Origin of the sequence: Streptomyces sp. NBRC 110035, from assembly GCF_000829695.1 — a bacterium.
GTDB lineage: Bacteria > Actinomycetota > Actinomycetes > Streptomycetales > Streptomycetaceae > Streptomyces.
In genome coordinates this window covers 57726-75745 of sequence record NZ_BBNN01000017.1, presented here as the reverse complement: position 1 = coordinate 75745, position 18020 = coordinate 57726, and the positions used below count along the sequence as shown (strand labels likewise).

General features: G+C 71.4%; 15 protein-coding genes. 5 read left to right on the top strand and 10 right to left on the bottom strand.

Annotated features, from left to right (window positions below; all coding sequences use genetic code 11):
• Window positions 1–31: 31 nt before the first annotated feature.
• From TU30_RS04825 to TU30_RS04780, 10 genes are read right to left on the bottom strand one after another with little or no spacing between them, the layout of a single operon-like run.
• The gene (locus TU30_RS04825) at window positions 32–1531 is read right to left on the bottom strand and encodes an NADH-quinone oxidoreductase subunit N (RefSeq protein WP_042164997.1); all 1500 of its coding nucleotides are present in this window, start codon (window positions 1529–1531) and stop codon (window positions 32–34) included.
• Complete coding sequence (locus tag TU30_RS04820; protein ID WP_042164996.1) at window positions 1528–3102, bottom strand: NuoM family protein; 1575 nt, start codon at window positions 3100–3102, stop codon at window positions 1528–1530. Before TU30_RS04820 ends, TU30_RS04825 begins: the two co-directional genes overlap by 4 nt.
• A gap of 6 nt (window positions 3103–3108) precedes the next feature.
• Complete coding sequence (locus TU30_RS04815) at window positions 3109–5103, bottom strand: NADH-quinone oxidoreductase subunit L (protein ID WP_042164995.1); 1995 nt, start codon at window positions 5101–5103, stop codon at window positions 3109–3111.
• Window positions 5100–5534 carry an NADH-quinone oxidoreductase subunit NuoK gene (nuoK, locus tag TU30_RS04810; RefSeq protein WP_042164992.1) on the bottom strand — a complete coding sequence of 145 codons (435 nt, stop codon included), beginning with the start codon at window positions 5532–5534 and terminating at the stop codon, window positions 5100–5102. Before nuoK ends, TU30_RS04815 begins: the two co-directional genes overlap by 4 nt.
• Window positions 5534–6238 carry an NADH-quinone oxidoreductase subunit J gene (locus tag TU30_RS04805; protein ID WP_078878116.1) on the bottom strand — a complete coding sequence of 235 codons (705 nt, stop codon included), beginning with the start codon at window positions 6236–6238 and terminating at the stop codon, window positions 5534–5536. The genes nuoK and TU30_RS04805 overlap by 1 nt, the downstream gene beginning before the upstream one ends.
• Complete coding sequence (locus tag TU30_RS04800; RefSeq protein WP_042164990.1) at window positions 6235–6843, bottom strand: NADH-quinone oxidoreductase subunit I; 609 nt, start codon at window positions 6841–6843, stop codon at window positions 6235–6237. Before TU30_RS04800 ends, TU30_RS04805 begins: the two co-directional genes overlap by 4 nt.
• Window positions 6844–6845: 2 nt before the next feature.
• Window positions 6846–7814, bottom strand: coding sequence for a complex I subunit 1 family protein (locus tag TU30_RS04795; RefSeq protein ID WP_042164988.1), 969 nt, complete (start codon window positions 7812–7814; stop codon window positions 6846–6848).
• Window positions 7811–9463: an NADH-quinone oxidoreductase subunit C gene (locus tag TU30_RS04790; protein WP_042164986.1), complete on the bottom strand. Its 1653-nt coding sequence runs from the start codon at window positions 9461–9463 to the stop codon at window positions 7811–7813. Before TU30_RS04790 ends, TU30_RS04795 begins: the two co-directional genes overlap by 4 nt.
• On the bottom strand, window positions 9460–10167 hold the full coding sequence (locus TU30_RS04785) for an NADH-quinone oxidoreductase subunit B (RefSeq protein WP_042164984.1): 708 nt from the start codon (window positions 10165–10167) through the stop codon (window positions 9460–9462). The genes TU30_RS04790 and TU30_RS04785 overlap by 4 nt, the downstream gene beginning before the upstream one ends.
• The gene (locus TU30_RS04780) at window positions 10158–10550 is read right to left on the bottom strand and encodes an NADH-quinone oxidoreductase subunit A (RefSeq protein WP_042165574.1); all 393 of its coding nucleotides are present in this window, start codon (window positions 10548–10550) and stop codon (window positions 10158–10160) included. Before TU30_RS04780 ends, TU30_RS04785 begins: the two co-directional genes overlap by 10 nt.
• A 277-nt stretch (window positions 10551–10827) precedes the next feature.
• Between TU30_RS04780 and TU30_RS04775 the strand changes: the two genes are divergently transcribed.
• From TU30_RS04775 to TU30_RS04755, 5 genes are all read left to right on the top strand, one after another.
• On the top strand, window positions 10828–12054 hold the full coding sequence (locus TU30_RS04775; RefSeq protein ID WP_042164983.1) for a sensor domain-containing protein: 1227 nt from the start codon (window positions 10828–10830) through the stop codon (window positions 12052–12054).
• Between the two features lie 180 nt (window positions 12055–12234).
• Window positions 12235–13626: a sensor histidine kinase gene (locus TU30_RS04770; protein ID WP_042164982.1), complete on the top strand. Its 1392-nt coding sequence runs from the start codon at window positions 12235–12237 to the stop codon at window positions 13624–13626.
• Between the two features lie 347 nt (window positions 13627–13973).
• Window positions 13974–14645 carry a response regulator transcription factor gene (locus TU30_RS04765; RefSeq protein ID WP_042164980.1) on the top strand — a complete coding sequence of 224 codons (672 nt, stop codon included), beginning with the start codon at window positions 13974–13976 and terminating at the stop codon, window positions 14643–14645.
• 350 nt (window positions 14646–14995) lie between these two features.
• On the top strand, window positions 14996–16927 hold the full coding sequence (locus TU30_RS04760; RefSeq protein ID WP_042164977.1) for a 2-oxoacid:acceptor oxidoreductase subunit alpha: 1932 nt from the start codon (window positions 14996–14998) through the stop codon (window positions 16925–16927).
• Window positions 16920–18017, top strand: coding sequence for a 2-oxoacid:ferredoxin oxidoreductase subunit beta (locus tag TU30_RS04755; RefSeq protein ID WP_042164974.1), 1098 nt, complete (start codon window positions 16920–16922; stop codon window positions 18015–18017). The genes TU30_RS04760 and TU30_RS04755 overlap by 8 nt, the downstream gene beginning before the upstream one ends.
• The last annotated feature ends 3 nt before the right edge of the window (window positions 18018–18020 follow it).

Genomic DNA, 18020 nt, shown 5'->3' with positions numbered 1-18020 from the left:
CGGCGGGGCGGTGCGGCCCCGGGGCGTCGGGTCAGAAGAGCCCGGTGCCGGTGAAGCGCAGGATCAGTTGTGGTGCGCCGGACAGGACGATGCCGAGGACGCCGGTCAGAGTGATCGCGGCGGTCAGCGGGACCGGGACACGGCGCACGGCCGGTTCGGCCTCGGGTGCGTGGAACAGCAGGGCCGTCCAGCGGAGGTAGTAGACCAGCGCGATGACGACGTTGACGGCCATGACGACGGCGAGCCAGCCGAGTCCGGCGTCGACCGCCGCGGAGAAGACGGTGACCTTGGCGAAGAGGCCGATGATGCCGGGCGGGAGTCCGGCGAGACACAGCAGGAAGAAAGCCAGGAGCAGGGCGGTGAGCGGACTGGAGACGTACAGGCCGCGGTAGTCGGAGACCCGGTTGAGGGGGTTCGTCCGGCCTGCCAGGGCGGCGACGGCGAAGGCGCCGAGGTTCACCGCACCGTACATGAGGGCGTAGGCGAGGGTGGAGCCGATCGACTTCTCGGCGTCGCCGGAGTACGCGGCGGCGGCGATCGGCACCAGGAGGTAGCCGGCCTGGCCGACTGAGGACCAGGCCAGGAGCCGTACCGCGCTGTACGCGCGCGTGGCCTGCTGTGCGAGGGCCCCGACGTTGCCGACGGTCATGGTGAGGGCGGCGAGCGCGGCGAGGGCCGGGCCCCATACCTCGGCGTACGACGGGAGGGCGACGACGGTGACGAGGATCAGGCCGGTGAAGCCGACCGCCTTGCCGATGACCGACAGGTAGGCGGCGACCGGCAGGGGGGCGCCGACGTAGGTGTCGGGCACCCAGAGGTGGAAGGGGACGGCGGCCGTCTTGAAGGCGAAGCCGACGAGGATGAGGACGACGCCGGCCCGGGCGAGGGTGTGGAGCTGTCCGTCGACGGTCTGGACGCGTTCGGCCACCAGGGTGAGGTGGAGGGTACCGGTGGCCGCGTAGACGAAGCTGATGCCGAGGAGGCTGACCGCGGTGGCGGTGACCGAGGACAGGAAGAACTTCAGCGCCGCTTCGGACGACTTCCGGTCGCCGCGCCGGAGGCCGACCAGGGCGAAGGCGGGCAGGGAGGCGACTTCCAGGGCGACGACGAGGGTCACGAAATCGCGGGAGGCGGGCAGGAGGGCGGCGCCTGCGGCGGAGGACAGGAACAGGAACCAGTACTCGCCCTCGGGGAGCCGTTTGTCGGCGTCCTTGAGGGCGGTGACCGACAGAAGGGCGGTCAGGAGCGCGCCGCCGAGCACCAGGAACTGGATGACGAGGGTGAACCGGTCGACGGTGTAGCTGCACACTCCGGGGTCGCCGACCAGGCAGAACGTGCTGCGGTCGGCGTCGAGGAGGGGAAGCAGCATGAGGGTGGCGGCGGCAAGTCCGGTCACCGCGAGCCCGCCGAGGAGCGGTTTCCCGGACTCGCCGAGGAACAGGTCGGCGACGAGGACGGCGAGTCCGACGACGGCCACGACGACGGGCGGTGCGATGGCCAGCCAGTCGACGGACTGGACGAGGGAGCTCATCGGGTGCCTCCTGCGAGGAGCTGCTGCACGGCCGGGTCGGTCAGTCCGATCAGGGCCCCGGGCCACAGTCCGGCGACGACGGTGAGGACGACGAGCGGGCCCCAGGCCGCGAACTCGTAGCCGCGCACGTCGGTGAGCGCGGGGGCCTGTTCCTGCGGGGCGCCCATGCAGACCCTGCGGACCACGACGAGCAGGTATGCCGCGGTCAGCAGGGTGCCGAAGGCGCCGACCGACATGAAGACGAGGAAGGCGGGGCGGCTGAGCCCTTCGGCGGGGTCGAACGCGCCGAAGAGGGCCAGCATCTCGCCCCAGAACCCGGCGAGGCCGGGCAGGCCCAGGGAGGCGACGGCGGCGAAGGCGAGCAGACCGCCGAGGCGCGGTGCCCTGCCGTAGAGGGCGGCGCCGGTCCGCTGGGCCAGGGTGTCGAGGTCGACGGTGCCGGTGCGGTCCTTGAGGGCGCCGACGAGGAAGAAGAGGAGACCGGTGATGAGGCCGTGGGCGATGTTGGCGAAGAGGGCGCCGTTGACGCCGGTCGGGGTCATGGTGGCGATGCCGAGGAGGACGAAGCCCATGTGACCGACGGAGGAGTAGGCGATGAGGCGCTTGAGGTCGCCCTTGGCGCCCTGCCTCGCGAGGGCGAGGCAGGCGAGGGATCCGTAGATGACGCCGACGACGGCGAAGGCGCCGAGGTAGGGCGCGAAGGTGCGGAAGCCGTCCGGTGCGGTGGGGAGCAGGATCCGCACGAACCCGTACGTGCCCATCTTCAGCAGGACTCCGGCCAGCAGGACGGAGCCGACGGTCGGGGCGGCGGTGTGGGCGTCGGGCAGCCAGCTGTGCAGCGGCCACATCGGGGTCTTGACCGCGAGCCCGATCCCGATCGCCAGTACGGCGACGACCTGTACGGATACGCTCAGTGACCGGCCGTTGTCAGTGGCGAGTGCCACCATGTCGAACGTGCCCGCCTTGATTCCGATCAGGAGCAGGCCGAGCAGCATGACCACGGAGCCGAGCAGCGTGTAGAGGATGAACTTCCAGGCGGCCTCGGCCCGGCCCTCGCCGCCCCAGCGGGCGATGAGGAAGTACATCGGGATCAGGACCATCTCGAAGGCGAGGAAGAACAGGATCAGGTCGAGGACGGCGAAGGCCGCGAGGGTGCCGGACTCGAGGACGAGCAGCAGGGCGACGAAGGCCTTCGGGGACGGGCCCGCGGGCGGTTTGACGTACGTGTAGACCGCGCTGAGGAAGGTCAGCAGGGCGGTCAGGACCAGAAGGGGGAGGGAGATGCCGTCGGTGCCGAGGTGGATCCGCACGTCGAGTGCGGGGATCCAGCTGATGTCGGTGGTGGCCTGCATCTTCGACGGCTGGTCGTGGTCGAAGCCGAGCGCGAGGACGGTAGCCGCGATGAGGACGGCGCCGGTGACGGTCACACCGTGCCGGAGCACGGCCTGGTCGGGTGACGTCCCCTTGAGTCCGGGCGGGGCCGGAAGAAGAGCGGCGGCGGCACCGAGAAGCGGGCCGACGACGAGGAACGCCAGAAGGAACTGCATCACGGGCTCGCTGATATCGATCACGTCTGGTCACGCTCCCGTGGCGGCGAGGACGACGGCGACCGCGAGAACGACGGTGCCGGCGAGCAGCGCGCTCACATAGGTCTGCAGATTGCCGGTCTGGGCACGTCGTACGGCGGTACCGAGCCACCGGGGCAGCGTTCCCGCGCCGCGTACGTAGGTGTCGACGACCTCGCGGTCGAGGAACCGGACGAGACCGGCCGCCGCCTGGACGGGCCGGACGAAGAGGGTCGTGTACACGGCGTCGAGGTGGAAGCCGGCGGCCGCGTGGCGGTGCAGCGGGCCGAGCAGCAGACGGCCGGGGTCGGCCGGGTCGGACGCGTACGCGATGTCTCCGTAGGCGGGTTCGTGGGTGGCGATGGCCTCGGCCTCGACCTGTCCGGCGCCGGCCTCCGGGTGGGCGGCCACGGCACCGGGTGGGGGGTGGGCGGCGTGGGCGGTGGTGTGCCGCCAGGCGGTGTAGGTGATGATGCCGCCGACCAGGGCCACACCGGTGCCGAGCATCGAGGTGGTGAGAGTCGGGGCGAGGTCGTGGCCGTCGAACCAGTCGGGCAGCACGCGGAAGGCGAGGGCGCCCAGGGTGAGGGAGGGAATCGCGAGCACCCACAGCACGGCGGTCATGGTGAGGGGCTGCCTGCCGTGGTCGGGGGCCTCGGTGCCGTGTCCGCGGAAGACCAGCAGCCACAGGCGTGCCGCGTAGGCGGCGGTGAGCAGGGCAGCGGCCAGGCCGGAGAGGAGGACGATCCAGCCCGCGGCGGCGGGGGCCTGCCCGGTGTGGCCGGTGACGACGTGTTCGGCGGCTCCGAGAACGGCTTCCTTGGAGAAGAAGCCGCTGAACGGCGGGATCGCGGCGAGCGCGAGGAGCGCCACGGTCATCGTCCAGTAGGCGTCGGGTACGCGGTCGCGCAGGTGGCTCATGCGGGACATGGCGGCCAGCGAGTTGGTGCCGGCCGCGTGGATGAGCACGCCGGCGGCGAGGAACAGGAGCGCCTTGAAGGCGCCGTGGGACAGGAGGTGGAAGACGGCGGCTCCGCGCTCGCCGACGGCGAGGGCTCCGGTCATGTAGCCGAGCTGGCCGATCGTCGAGTAGGCGAGGACGCGTTTGATGTCGTCCTGGGCGAGAGCGGCGAGCGCCGAGCCGGCCATGGTGACGGCGGCCATGACTGCGAGGACGGTCATCGCGGCCTGCGAGACCTGGAAGAGCGGGAGGAGGCGGGCGACGAAGTAGACACCGGCGGCGACCATCGTCGCGGCGTGGATCAGCGCGGAGACGGGGGTCGGGCCCGCCATCGCGTCGGGGAGCCAGGTGTGCAGCGGGAACTGCGCCGACTTGCCCGCCACGCCTGCCAGGAGGAGCAGGGCGATCAGGGTGGGGTGCTCGATGCCGCCGTTCGCGACGGTGTCGAGGACATGCGTGATCCGGAAGGAGTCCGCCTCGCCGGCGAGGGCGAACAGGCCGATGAGGAAGGGGGCGTCGCCGAGCTTGGTGACCAGGAAGGCTTTGAGGGAGGCGGCGCGGGCCTGGGGGGTCTCCCAGTAGTGGCCGACGAGGAAGTAGGAGCAGATGCCCATGACTTCCCAGCCGACCAGCAGCACCATCAGGTCGCCGGAGTAGACGACGAGGAACATCGCGGAGGTGAACAGGGAGACGAGGGCCGCGTAGGAGGGGTAGCGCGGGTCGTCGCGGAGGTAGCCCGTCGAGTAGATCTGCACACAGGTGGCGACGGCGCCGACCACCACGGCGGTGAGGGCGGCGAAGCCGTCGATGTGCAGGGCGAGTTCGACGGGGACGGAGCCGGTGGGGGTGAGCTCGGTTGCGGCGTCGAGGGCCCGGTCGCCGCCCTGGCGCGCGGCGACCACGGCGGCCAGTGCGAGGGCGGTGAGCGTGGGCAGGACGGCGAGCGGACGGACGAAACCGGGGGCCGCGCGGCCCAGGAGCAGTCCGGCGATCGCGCCGAGGAACGGAAGGAGGGGGACGAGGACGGCGAGGGTGGTCGTGGTCACGCGGTGGCCTCGGCCTTCGTGACGGCCGCCCGGGTCGTGGGGGCGTCGCTGTCGGAGTCGGGGCCGACCGGCCCACCGGGGCTGCCCGTGCCGTCGGGGGCGTCGGGGCTGTGGCCCTCGGCGGTGTCGCGGAGCTTGTCGATGTCCGCGGTGCCGCGGTTGCGGTGGACGGCGAGGACGATCGCCAGGCCGATGCCGATCTCGGCGGCGGCGATGGCGATGGTGAACAGGGCAAGGGCCTGACCGGAGTGCAGGGTCTCCTCGGCGGTCTTGCTGAGCCAGACGTCGAAGGCGACCAGGTTCAGATTGACGGCGTTGAGCATCAGCTCGACCGACATCAGCACCAGGATCGCGTTGCGGCGGGCGAGGACTCCGTACAGGCCGGTGCAGAAGAGGAGCGCGGACAGCACGACGGGATAGGCGAGGTGCATCAGCGGTTCCCTTCCGCATCACGGCGGGGCCGGGGCCGGGGGCGGGGGCGGGAGGCCGGCCCGTCGGTGACTCCGGCGGCCGTCTCCCGCGCCTGGGTTTCCCGTGCCGCGGCGGCCGTCTCCGCTCTGCGGGAGAGGACGATCGCGCCGACGAGGGCGGCGAGGAGGAGGACGGAGAGGGCCTCGAAGGGCAGGACCCAGTGCTGGAAGAGACTGGCGCCGGTCACGTCGGTGGAGCCGGCGGGCGCGCCGTCCAGGTCGATCCAGGTCGTACGGAAGGCGTCGACGACGACCCAGACCAGGGCGACGGCCGCGGCGACGGCCACGCCGAGGGCGACCCGGCGGTTGCCGGAGTCGGCGTCCGGGGAGCGGCCCACGGGCGCTCTGGTGAGCATCAGACCGAACAGGAGGAGGACGACGACCGAACCCACGTAGATGAGGACCTGCACCCAGGCGATGAACTCGGCGGTGAGCAGGAGGTATTCGACGGCGAGTCCGCCGAGGGCCACCACCAGCCACAGGGCGGCGTGCACCAGCTGCCTGGTGGTGACGGTGACGACGGCTGCGCCGAAGGTGACCAGGCCGACGAGGAGGAAGGCGATCTCCACTCCGCTCGGGGAGAGGAAGCCCTGTGTCCCGGTGGCGGCGTCGACGGTGGCGGCCGTGGCGTGCGCGACCGTGCCGGCGGCTGCGGCGAGCGTCACGACTCCTCCCCCTTCGGCTCGGGCTGCGGATCGGCCTGCGCGGCCGGCGGCGGGCCGGGCCGGGGGGCGGCCCGGGTGGCGGCCAGTTTGTCGGCTGTCTTGCGGGCGGCGGCGATTTCCTTCGGTTCCTCGGCGGCGGGGTCGAGGGCCGGCGGGGCCGGGACCGTCCACATCCACTCGCGGAGCTTGTCGCGTTCGTGGGTGAGTTCGCGGATGTCGGTCTCGGCGTACTCGAACTCGGGGGACCAGAACAGGGCGTCGAAAGGACAGACCTCGATGCAGATACCGCAGTACATGCACAGGGAGAAGTCGATGGCGAACCGGTCGAGGACGTTGCGGCTGCGCTCACGGCCGCCGGGCGTCGCCGCCGGGACGGTCTCCTTGTGGGAGTCGATGTAGATGCACCAGTCGGGGCACTCGCGGGCACACAGCATGCAGACCGTGCAGTTCTCCTCGAACAGGCCGATCACCCCGCGGGTGCGGGGCGGGAGGTCGGGCTGGGTGTCCGGATACTGGGCGGTGACGGACTTCTTCGTCATCGTCCGCAGGGTGACGGCCAGGCCCTTGGCCAGACCGGAGCCGGGGAAGCCGGGAAGAGGAGCCATGGCTAGGAGATCACCACCTTGACGACGCCGGTGAGGGCGATCTGGGCGAGGGCGAGGGGGACGAGGAGGGTCCAGGACAGCTTCTGCAACTGGTCCTCACGCAGACGGGGATAACTGACGCGGAGCCAGATCACGACGAAGGCGAGGACCGCGGTCTTCAGCAGGGTCCAGACCCAGCCGAGACCGTCGGCGCCCCACGGGCCGTGCCAGCCGCCCAGGAAGAGAACGGTGGTCAGGCCGCACAGGACGACGATCCCGGCGTACTCGGCGAGGAGGAAGAGGGCGAACCGCAGGCCGGTGTACTCGGTGTACGCACCGAAGATGATCTCCGAGTCGGCGACGGGCATGTCGAAGGGCGGCCGCTGGAGTTCGGCCAGTCCGGCGACGAAGAAGACGATCGCGCCGACGATCTGCCAGGGCAGCCACCACCACTCGAAGGCGTCGAGGATGCCGACGAGCGAAACGGTGCCGGCCGCCATCGCCACCGAGGCGGCGGTGAGCAGCATCGGCAGTTCATAGGCGAGGAGCTGAGCTGCGGTGCGCAGGCCGCCGAGGAGGGAGAACTTGTTGGCGGAGGCCCACCCGGCCATGAGCGAGCCGAGGACGCCGACGCCCATCACCGCCAGCACGAAGAACACACCCGCGTCCAGCACCTGCCCGACGGCGCCCTCGCCCGGCCCGGCCGGGATCGCGAGCAGCACGAGGAGGTACGGCAGGAGGGCGACGGCAGGGGCGAGTTGGAAGACACGGCGGTCGGCACCGGCCGGGACCACGTCCTCCTTCTGCGCGAACTTCACGCCGTCGGCGACGAGCTGGGCCCAGCCGTGGAAGCCGCCCGCGTACATCGGGCCCAGGCGGCCCTGCATGTGCGCCATCACTTTGTGCTCGGTCTGACCGACGATGAGCGGGAAGGTGAGAAAGACGACGAAGACGATCAGGAGTCGCAGAGCGACGTCGAGTACGTCGTTCACCGCGGACCTCCTGAGGGGGTGTCGGGGGCCGAAGGGCCGGAGGGACTGGAGGGACTGGAGGTGCCGGAGGGGCCGGAGGGGCCGGAGGGGTCCGGCGCCGGGTCGGAGGGGCCGGAGGGGCCGGAGGGGTCCGGCGCCGGGTCGGAGGGGTCCGGCGCCGGGCCGGAGGGGCCGGAGGGGCCGGAGGGGTCCGGCGCCGGGTCGGAGTTCAGGTCGGAGTAGGGGTAGGCATTGCGGGCGGACTCGCGCTCAGTCTGCGCTTCGGACGCGGGTTCCACCTGTGTTTCGGGTTCGGATTCGGGTTCGGGTTCGCTGTAGGCCGGGCGGGCGTGGTGCCAGGGGGCGTCCGGGCTGCGCGGTGGGGCGGACGGCCCGGTGCCCGATACTGCTGTCCGGTCCGGCGCCTCCTCCGTCTCTTCCGATGCCCCGGTGATGTCTGGCGTCCCTGCCCCGTCCGGCGCGCTGCGTGACCGACCGGGGTCTCGTGCATCGGCGGGCCCCGTTTCGGCGGGCTTCGGCGTTGTCGCCTGGGGGCGTTGGCTCGCGGAGCCTTCGGAGGCGCTTCGCGTGCGGCGTCCCGTTGCCGGTGCTTCGGTTGCCGGTGCTTCGGGCGCGTCGGTGCCGGGACCGGCATCAGGGCCGACCGTGCCCTCTGCGGCTTCCGCGGCCTTCCCGGACGCGGCTGCCGTCGACGGCCCGCGCTGGGAAACCGAACCCTCACTCGCGCTCCGGGCACGGCGCGTCCGGGGTGCGGCCGGCGGGGGCGTCCCGGGCTGCGCCGCGGTGTCGGCAGCAGGTGACCCGACCGGTGACGCGGCAGTCGGTGACTCGGTGGCGTGCGCGGCCTGCTGGCTCGCGGAGCCCTCGGCCGCCGTGCGGTTCCGGCGCGGCGGCCGTGCGGGACGGCCCTCGCCCTCGGCCCCCGCGGGGGCGGCCTGGCTCGCGGAGCCCTCCGCCGCCGTGCGGTTCCGGCGTACCGGGCGGTCGCCGGGTGCCCGTCCTGCGGCGGGTCCGCCTCCGGCTCCGGTGGCCGCCCCGCCCCCGCCCCCGCCCCGGGCCGGACGGGAGGGGGCCGAGGGAAGCCTGCCCTTCAGGGGACCCCATTCGTTGGGGTCGGGGACCCCTGGGGGAAGCATCTGACGGCGCTTGGGCCCGCCGTGCTCGGACTCGCCGGGTTCCTTGGCGCCGGGCCAGGCCTTGGCGACGCGGGCGGCGAGGACGAAGTCCTTGCGCAGAGGGTGGCCCTCGAAGGTGTCCGGCAGGAGCAGGTGGTCGAGTGCGGGGTGACCGGCGAAGTCGACGCCGAACATCTCGTACGTCTCGCGCTCGTGCCAGGCGGCCCCCGCGTAGACCCCCACGGCGGAAGGCAGCACCGGTGCCTCGTGCGGGACGGTCGTACGCAGCAGCAGGCGCCGTACCGGAGAGAGGGCCACGACGTGGGCGGTGACGCGGAAGCCCGTGCCGGACTCGTCGACCGCGCTCAGCCAGTCGAAATACGTGCAGCCGAGCCGGTCGCGCGCGGTTTCCAGGGCCGGGAGCCAGGAGGCGGGCGGGACGTCGACGGTGAGGACGTCGTACGACTCCTCGGCCGTGGCCTCCGTACCGAACAGTTCTTCGGCGTCGGTGGGGAGCCAGCCGGCCGCGGTCATCGGTCCTCCCCCTGGCCGGACCGCACCGCACCGGGCTCCCCCGGCGCCGGCGGCTTCACCAGCCCGCTCTGCAGGGCAGCCGCGGAGGCACCCCGCCCACCGGGCCCGTACCGCTCCCCCAGCGACTCCCGCGCGATCTTCTCCTGGAGTTTCAGGATTCCCTGGAGCAGCGCCTCGGGCCGCGGCGGGCAGCCGGGGACGTAGACGTCGACCGGGATGATCTGGTCGACACCCTTGGTGACGGAGTAGGAGTCCCAGTACGGGCCGCCGCAGTTGCTGCACGCGCCGAACGAGATGACGTACTTCGGCTCGGGCATCTGCTCGTACAGGCGCTTCACCACGGGCGCCATCTTGTCCGTGACCGTGCCGGAGACCACCATCAGGTCGGCCTGACGCGGTCCCGGTGCGAAGGGAATGACGCCGAGGCGGATGAAGTCGTGGCGGGCCATCGACGCGGCGATGAACTCGATCGCACAGCAGGCGAGGCCGAAGTTGAAGACCCAGAGCGAGTAGCGGCGGCCCCAGTTGAGGATCACCTTCATCGGCTCGGGCGCGAGCCGGGCGAGCGCGCCGAGCCTTCCGCTGCCCTCGGCGGGGAGCACGGCGGGCTCGGGAAGCAGCACCGGTCCGGAAGCCTGGTCCGAGCCCGAGTGCGCGCCCGGCGGGGTGGTGGCGCCCGGTGGGTTCGCGGGGGTCACGTCCATGTCAGGACGCCCTTCTTGTATGCGTACAACAGCCCGACGGCGAGGAAGCCGAGGAAGATGAACATCTCCACGAGCGTGGTCGCGCCGTAGCCGTCGGCGGCGAAGACGGTCGCCCAGGGGAAGAGGAAGATCGAGTCGACAGCGAAGATCACGTAGAGGAAGGCGTAGACGTAGTAGCGGATCTGCGTGTGGGCCCAGCCCTCGCCGACGGGGTCGACTCCGCACTCGTACGTCATGAGTTTCTCGGGCGTGGGGACCACCGGCCGCAGCAGGCGTCCCGCGCCGAAGGCGAAGGCGACGAACAGCACGCCGAGGACGGCGAGCAGTCCGACGACCGAGTACGCCTGGAAGTGGTCGGCCGCTGCGACCTGGTGCGAAGCGATCACGGCAGCCGGATCGCCTCCGGCCGTGCCGAAGCCGACCGGATCGAAGCCGGTCGTGCCGATGGAGGTCGGGTCGAAGCCGGTCGGATCGACGCCGGTCGGTTGCCGCACGTCCGCCCCTCGCTGTTCGACGATCTGTACGCACCGGAGTCTAGGCCCTGATAAGTGCCCCGTAAGCAGCCCGTCACCCCCTGGTACGCGGGGTGGGGATTTCCCCCGTGGATATCAGGGGCCCACCTCATGGCGCGGACCCCCGTGGCCGGGCACGCTATGACACATGACCGATCCCTCCCCTTCTCCCGACGACTGCCCGCCACCGGCGCGTTTCGCCTACGACCGGCACACCTGGAAGGAGATCGCCCACCTCCTGGCGAACCTCCCGGTGTCGTTGGTGGGCTTCATATACGTCGTGACCGTGCTCTTCCTGGGCCTCGGGCTGACCGTCACCGTGGTCGGGTTCCCGCTGCTCGCGGCCGGTCTGATGGGGACGCGGCTGCTGGGCAGGGGCGAGCGGGCGCGGGCCAGGGCGCTGCTCGGGGTGCGGGTGGAGGAGCCGAGCCGGCTGCCGCTGCACGGTGCCGGAGGGGTCCTGCCACGGCTGTGGATGGCGTTGAAGGATCCGGTGGGCTGGCGTACGGCGCTGTACGAGGTGATACGTCTGCCGTGGGGCGTCGTCACCTTCACCGTCACTCTGGCCTCGCTGTTCGTGCTGTGGCCGGTGCTGCCGTTCATCGCGCGCGGGCTGGCCAACGCGGACCGGGCGATGGTGCGCGGCCTGCTGTCGCCGTCCGACGAACTGGAGCGGCGTATAGCCGAGTTGGAGTCCGACCGGGGTGTCGTGGTCGACACGGCCGCGGCGGATCTGCGGCGGATCGAGCGCGACCTGCACGACGGGGCACAGGCCCGGCTGGTGAACCTGGCCATGGGGCTGGGTCTGGCCAAGGAGAAGCTGCTGGAGGATCCCGACGCGGCGGCGTCCATGGTCGAGGAGGCGCACGGCGAGGTGAAACTGGCGTTGCAGGAGCTGCGGGACCTGGCCCGCGGCATCCACCCCGCGGTCCTGACCGACCGCGGTCTCGACGCGGCCCTGTCGTCGGTCGCCTCGCGCTGCACGGTGCCGGTGAGGGTGGCGGTCGATCTCACCGAACGGCCGGCCGCGGCCATCGAGGGCATCGCCTACTTCACCGTCTCGGAGCTGCTGCAGAACGTCAGCAAGCACAGCGCCGCGCGTACGGCCTCGGTCGAGGTGTGGCGTTCGGCCGGCCGCCTGCTCATCCAGGTGGAGGACGACGGCCGCGGCGGCGCGAGCCTGGACGGCGGCACGGGGATGCGGGGTCTCGCGGACCGGCTGGGAGCGGTCGACGGCCTGTTCGTCGTGGAGTCGCCGGAAGGGGGCCCGACGACGGTGACGGCGGAGCTGCCGTGGTGGGACCGCTCCGGCGCCCTCGCCGAGGACACGCGTACGCGTACACCCACGCGGGACTCCGTACGGCCGGCCACGTAACCGCACGCCCCGCATGACCGCGCGCGACCCGGTCCGTGCCCGCACGGCCGTCCGCCCCGGTCGGAGGTAGGGAAAACCCCCCGTCCAAGACTGCGACGTGCTCCATGGTCCGCCGACCTGCTGCGGAGGAGTCTGGAGATACGACAGCGCAGCCGCCGGACGAGGAGAAGGACGACGCCGATGGCCACCGAGTACGGACAGAGCTACGGGCTCTGCAGCACGCCCACCGGGCACCCCGGGAGGGCCGGTGAGCGGCGGCACCGGGTGCCGGCAGTGCTGCGTGCACCGGTCGAGGGGCGAACCTGGCGCGAGCTGGTGTACGTCCTGCTGAGTCTGCCGGTCGGCCTGCTGCTCTTCACCTACGCGGTCACGATGGTGTCGCTGGGCGCCGGTCTGCTGGTGACGTTCCTCGGCGTACCGGTGCTGGCCGCCGGGCTCGCCGGATGCCGCGGGTTCGGGGCGCTGGAGCGGATGCGGGCGCGGGGCCTGCTGGACCTGGACGTGGCCGAGCCGGAGCCGCTGCGGGTGAAGCGCCGGGGGGTGATGGCCTGGACGGGGGCGGTGCTGAAGAGCGGCGCCTCGTGGCGGTCGCTGTTGTACGCGGTGCTCCACCTGCCGTGGGCGGTGTTCGCCTTCACCGTCACGGTGACCCTCTGGTCGATCGGCTGGTCGCTGCTGACGTACCCCCTGTGGTTCTGGGTCTTCCCGATGTACACCGGTCAGGACGGGATACAGCTGTACGGCGACGGGCAGCACCAGATCTATCTGGACAACCCGTTCGAGATCACGGTGACCGCGCTGATCGGACTGCTGTTCACCATCGCCACGCCGTGGATCGTGCGGGCGCTGACCATGGTGGACCGGTTGCTGGTGCACGGGCTGCTCGGGCCGTCCCGGCTGGCGACGCGAGTGGTGGAGCTGGAGTCGGGCCGGGGCACCGTGGTGGACACGGCGGCGGCGGACCTGCGGCGCATCGAGCGCGACCTGCACGACGGGGCACAGGCCCGGTTGGTGTCGCTGGCCATGGACCTGGGGCTGGCGAAGGAGAAGCTGCGGGAGGACCCGCAGGCCGCGGCGCACATGGTGGACGAGGCGCACGGCGAGGTGAAGACGGCGCTGCAGGAGCTGCGGGACCTGGCGCGCGGCATTCACCCGGCCGTGCTGACCGACCGGGGCCTTGACGCGGCTCTGTCGTCGGTGGCCTCCCGGTGCACGGTCCCGGTGGGGGTCGACGTGGATCTGACGGAGCGCCCGGCGCCGGCGATCGAGGGCATCGCCTACTTCACCGTCTCGGAGCTGCTGCAGAACATCAGCAAGCACGCGCGGGCGACCCGGGCGACCGTGGAGGTGTGGCGGACGGAGAACCGGCTGATGGTGCAGGTCGAGGACAACGGCGTGGGCGGTGCCGAGGTGTCCGGGGGGTCCGGACTGGCCGGACTTGCGGAGCGGCTGGACGCGGTGGACGGAATCCTGGTGGTCGACTCCCCGGCCGGCGGCCCGACCCGGGTGACGGCGGAGCTGCCCTGGCGATCGGATCAGACGCGGCGGGCAGGTGAGCGCACCGGCGGGTGAGCAGGCCGGCGGCCACCGGATCAGCAGATCCGCGGTCCAGTGGACCAGTTGGGCCGACGCGTGAGCGCGTGAGCGGCGGCTGAAGACGCGGAAGCGGCCGACAGGTGTGCGGGGACGGGCGGCGCGGTGTGGGCCCGTCCCCGCACACACTCCTGCACCAGGAAACCGCCCTTGGGCCGTACTCGGACATGTCCCCGCCACCGATGCGGGCTCCTGCCCGCGAAGACTTCTCTCGCGTTGGCTGCGTCACCCCTCCGCATCGGTCACCGGATGCTGGGATGCTGGCCCCGTCAGCCGGGCCCACCGTACGGGCGGGCCCGGATGAGGGGCGTGGGGGCCGAGGATTCATGGAGAACAGAGTGCGTGTGGTCATCGCCGAGGATTCAGTGCTGCTGCGGGAGGGCCTGACCCGGCTGCTGACCGACCGGGGGCACGATGTCGTGGCCGGGGTCGGCGACGGCGACGCGCTGATCAAGACGATCAGCGAGCTGAACGACCAGGGGGAGCTGCCGGACGTCGTGGTGGCCGACGTACGGATGCCTCCGACGCACACCGACGAGGGCGTGCGGGCCGCCGTCCAGCTGCGCAGGACGCATCCGGGCGTCGGGGTGCTGGTGCTGTCGCAGTACGTGGAGGAGCGCTATGCCACGGAGCTGCTCGCCCGTTCCAGCCGGGGCATCGGCTACCTGCTCAAGGACCGGGTGGCCGAGGTACGGGAGTTCGTGGACGCGGTGGTACGCGTGGCCGAGGGCGGTACGGCCCTGGACCCCGAGGTCGTCGCGCAGTTGCTCGGCCGCAGCCGCAAGCAGGACGTTCTCGCGGGACTCACCCCGCGGGAGCGGGAGGTCCTGGGGCTGATGGCGGAGGGGCGGACGAACTCGGCGATCGCCCGGCACCTGGTGGTGAGCGACGGAGCCGTGGAGAAGCACGTCAGCAACATCTTCCTGAAGCTGGGGCTGTCCCCGAGCGACGGCGGTCACCGCCGGGTGCTCGCGGTCCTGACCTACCTCAAGCCCTGAACCGGACCCTCTCGATCCACTTACGGGTGACGTCGGCGGGCGAGGGCTGACGTCGGCGGCAGGCGGCTGAGCCGCGGGCGTGCGGGCGGCCTCCTGGAGGGCAGGGGCCGGCGGGTCGACGACCAGGGGGAACCCGGGCAGGAGGCGCGGGGCGTCGGCGCTCCGCACGTCGCACCGACGCTTCGCGAGGAGGCCGCGCAGTGGCCGCGTGGTGGCTGCGGGACATCTCGAAGTCGTGTCCAAGATGCGAATCACCCGAGGAAGGCGACCCTTACGGACGTAGGGTTGATCCAGGGACGGCCCGCGGGAGGGCCGGTCCCGGACAGCCGCCCTCGAGGAGGTCCAGTTCAGTGACCAGTCAGGTCAGCAGCCCAGCGGAGCAGGCCGACGGAACAGTCCCAGGAGAGCAGCGCAAAGCGGCGGGTACGAAGGACGTCCGCCGTCTGGATCGGGTGATCATCAGGTTCGCGGGGGACTCGGGTGACGGTATGCAGCTCACCGGTGACCGTTTCACCTCGGAAACGGCTTCCTTCGGAAACGACCTGTCGACCCTGCCGAACTTCCCCGCCGAGATCCGTGCCCCGGCCGGCACCCTGCCGGGTGTCTCGTCCTTCCAGCTCCACTTCGCCGACCACGACATCCTCACTCCCGGTGACGCGCCGAACGTGCTGGTGGCGATGAACCCGGCCGCGCTGAAGGCGAACATCGGGGACCTGCCGCGCGGCGCGGAGATCATCGTCAACACGGACGAATTCACCAAGCGTGCGATGCAGAAGGTCGGTTACGCGAGCAACCCGCTGGAGGACGGCTCGCTCGACGGCTACAGCCTCCATCCGGTGCCGCTGACGACGCTGACGGTCGAAGCGCTGAAGCAGTTCGACCTCACCCGCAAGGAGGCCGAGCGCAGCAAGAACATGTTCGCGCTCGGCCTGCTGAGCTGGATGTACCACCGGCCCACCGAGGGCACGGAGAGGTTCCTGAAATCGAAGTTCGCCAAGAAGCCGGACATCGCGGCGGCCAACATCGCCGCCTACCGGGCGGGCTGGAACTTCGGGGAGACGACGGAGGACTTCGCCGTCTCCTACCAGGTGTCCCCGGCCGCCACGGCGTTTCCGCCGGGCGTCTACCGGAACATCTCCGGCAACCTGGCCCTGGCGTACGGTCTGATCGCGGCGTCCCGGCAGGCGGATCTGCCGCTGTTCCTGGGGTCGTACCCGATCACGCCGGCCTCGGACATCCTGCACGAGCTGAGCCGGCACAAGAACTTCGGCGTGCGGACCTTCCAGGCCGAGGACGAGATCGCCGGCATCGGTGCCGCGCTGGGGGCGGCTTTCGGCGGTTCGCTGGCGGTGACGACGACCAGTGGCCCCGGAGTGGCGCTCAAGTCCGAGACGATCGGTCTCGCGGTGTCGCTGGAGCTGCCGCTGCTGATCGTGGACATCCAGCGTGGCGGCCCGTCCACGGGTCTGCCCACCAAGACCGAGCAGGCGGACCTGCTCCAGGCGATGTACGGGCGCAACGGCGAGGCACCGGTCCCGGTGGTCGCGCCGCGTACGCCGGCCGACTGCTTCGACGCGGCGCTCGAAGCGGCCCGGATCGCGCTGACCTACCGGACGCCGGTGTTCCTGCTCTCCGACGGCTATCTGGCCAACGGCAGCGAGCCGTGGCGCATCCCGGACACGGAGGAGCTGCCGGACCTGCGAGTGCAGTTCGCGCAGGGCCCCAACCACACGATGGACGACGGCACCGAGGTGTTCTGGCCGTACCAGCGGGACCCGCACACCTTGGCCCGGCCGTGGGCGGTCCCGGGCACACCGGGTCTGGAGCACCGGATCGGCGGCATCGAGAAGCAGGACGGCACGGGCAACATCTCGTACGACCCGGCCAACCACGACTTCATGGTGCGTACCCGGCAGGCGAAGATCGACGGCGTCGACGTCCCCGATCTGGAGGTCGACGACGCGGACGGTGACGCCAGGGTCCTGGTGCTCGGCTGGGGGTCCACCTACGGGCCGATCACCGCGGCCGTACGGCGCATCAGGGGCACGGGGGGCGCGGTCGCGCAGGCCCATCTGCGCCACGTCAACCCCTTCCCGCGGAATCTGGGGGAGGTCCTGCGGCGTTACGAGAAGGTGGTCGTACCCGAGATGAACCTCGGCCAGCTCGCGACCCTGATCCGGGCGAAGTACCTGGTCGACGCCCACTCCTACAACCAGGTCAACGGCATGCCGTTCAAGGCGGAGCAGCTTGCCGGGGCGCTGAAGGAGGCCATCGATGGCTGAGGCGATGACAGGCGGCCCGTCCCCCCTCGGTGACTCTCCGTTCGGCGAGGCGCTCGCCCTGGTGCCCAAGGCCGAGGGCAGGCAGTCGATGAAGGACTTCAAGTCCGACCAGGAGGTGCGCTGGTGCCCCGGCTGCGGCGACTACGCCGTCCTGGCCGCCGTGCAGGGCTTCATGCCCCAGCTCGGTCTGGCGAAGGAGAACATCGTCTTCGTCTCCGGCATCGGCTGTTCGTCCCGGTTCCCGTACTACATGAACACCTACGGGATGCATTCCATCCACGGCCGCGCTCCCGCGATCGCGACGGGTCTGGCGGCGTCCCGGCGCGACCTGAGCGTGTGGGTCGTCACCGGTGACGGGGACGCGTTGTCCATCGGCGGCAACCATCTGATCCACGCGCTGCGCCGTAACGTCAATCTGAAGATCCTGCTGTTCAACAACCGGATCTACGGTCTGACCAAGGGTCAGTATTCGCCGACGTCCGAGATCGGCAAGATCACCAAGTCGACGCCGGTGGGTTCGCTGGACGCGCCCTTCAACCCGGTGTCGCTGGCGATCGGCGCGGAGGCGTCCTTCGTGGCCCGTACGGTCGACTCGGACCGCAAGCATCTGACCGAGGTGCTGCGGCAGGCCGCGGCCCATCCGGGCACCGCCCTGGTCGAGATCTACCAGAACTGCAACATCTTCAACGACGGTGCCTTCGAGGTCCTCAAGGACCGGCAGCAGGCCGAGGAGGCGGTGATCCGGCTGGAGCACGGCAGCCCGATCCGCTTCGGTGCGGACAGCGCGAAGGGCGTCGCCCGGGACCGGGTCACCGGCGACCTGAAGGTGGTGGCGGTGACGCCGGAGAACGAGGCGGAGATCGTGGTCCACGACGCGCGCTCGGCGTCCCCGACCACCGCGTTCGCGCTGTCCCGGCTCGCCGATCCGGACACCCTGCACCACACCCCGATCGGTGTCTTCCGCTCCGTGGACCGTCCGGTCTACGACACGCTGATGGCCGAGCAGCTGGACGCCTCCGTCGAGCAGCACGGCAAGGGCGACCTCGGCGCGCTGCTGGCGGGCAACGACACGTGGACGGTCGTCGGCTGAGCG

Bases quoted from the DNA above. Each gene is read 5' to 3' on its own strand.
- TU30_RS04825 (WP_042164997.1), bottom strand. From the start codon at position 1,531: ATGAGCTCCCTCGTCCAGTCCGTCGACTGGCTGGCCATCGCACCGCCC.
- nuoK (WP_042164992.1), bottom strand. From the start codon at position 5,534: ATGCACCTCGCCTATCCCGTCGTGCTGTCCGCGCTCCTCTTCTGCACC.
- TU30_RS04800 (WP_042164990.1), bottom strand. From the start codon at position 6,843: ATGGCTCCTCTTCCCGGCTTCCCCGGCTCCGGTCTGGCCAAGGGCCTG.
- TU30_RS04790 (WP_042164986.1), bottom strand. From the start codon at position 9,463: ATGACCGCGGCCGGCTGGCTCCCCACCGACGCCGAAGAACTGTTCGGT.
- TU30_RS04785 (WP_042164984.1), bottom strand. From the start codon at position 10,167: ATGGACGTGACCCCCGCGAACCCACCGGGCGCCACCACCCCGCCGGGC.
- TU30_RS04775 (WP_042164983.1), top strand. From the start codon at position 10,828: ATGACCGATCCCTCCCCTTCTCCCGACGACTGCCCGCCACCGGCGCGT.
- TU30_RS04770 (WP_042164982.1), top strand. From the start codon at position 12,235: ATGGCCACCGAGTACGGACAGAGCTACGGGCTCTGCAGCACGCCCACC.
- TU30_RS04765 (WP_042164980.1), top strand. From the start codon at position 13,974: ATGGAGAACAGAGTGCGTGTGGTCATCGCCGAGGATTCAGTGCTGCTG.
- TU30_RS04755 (WP_042164974.1), top strand. From the start codon at position 16,920: ATGGCTGAGGCGATGACAGGCGGCCCGTCCCCCCTCGGTGACTCTCCG.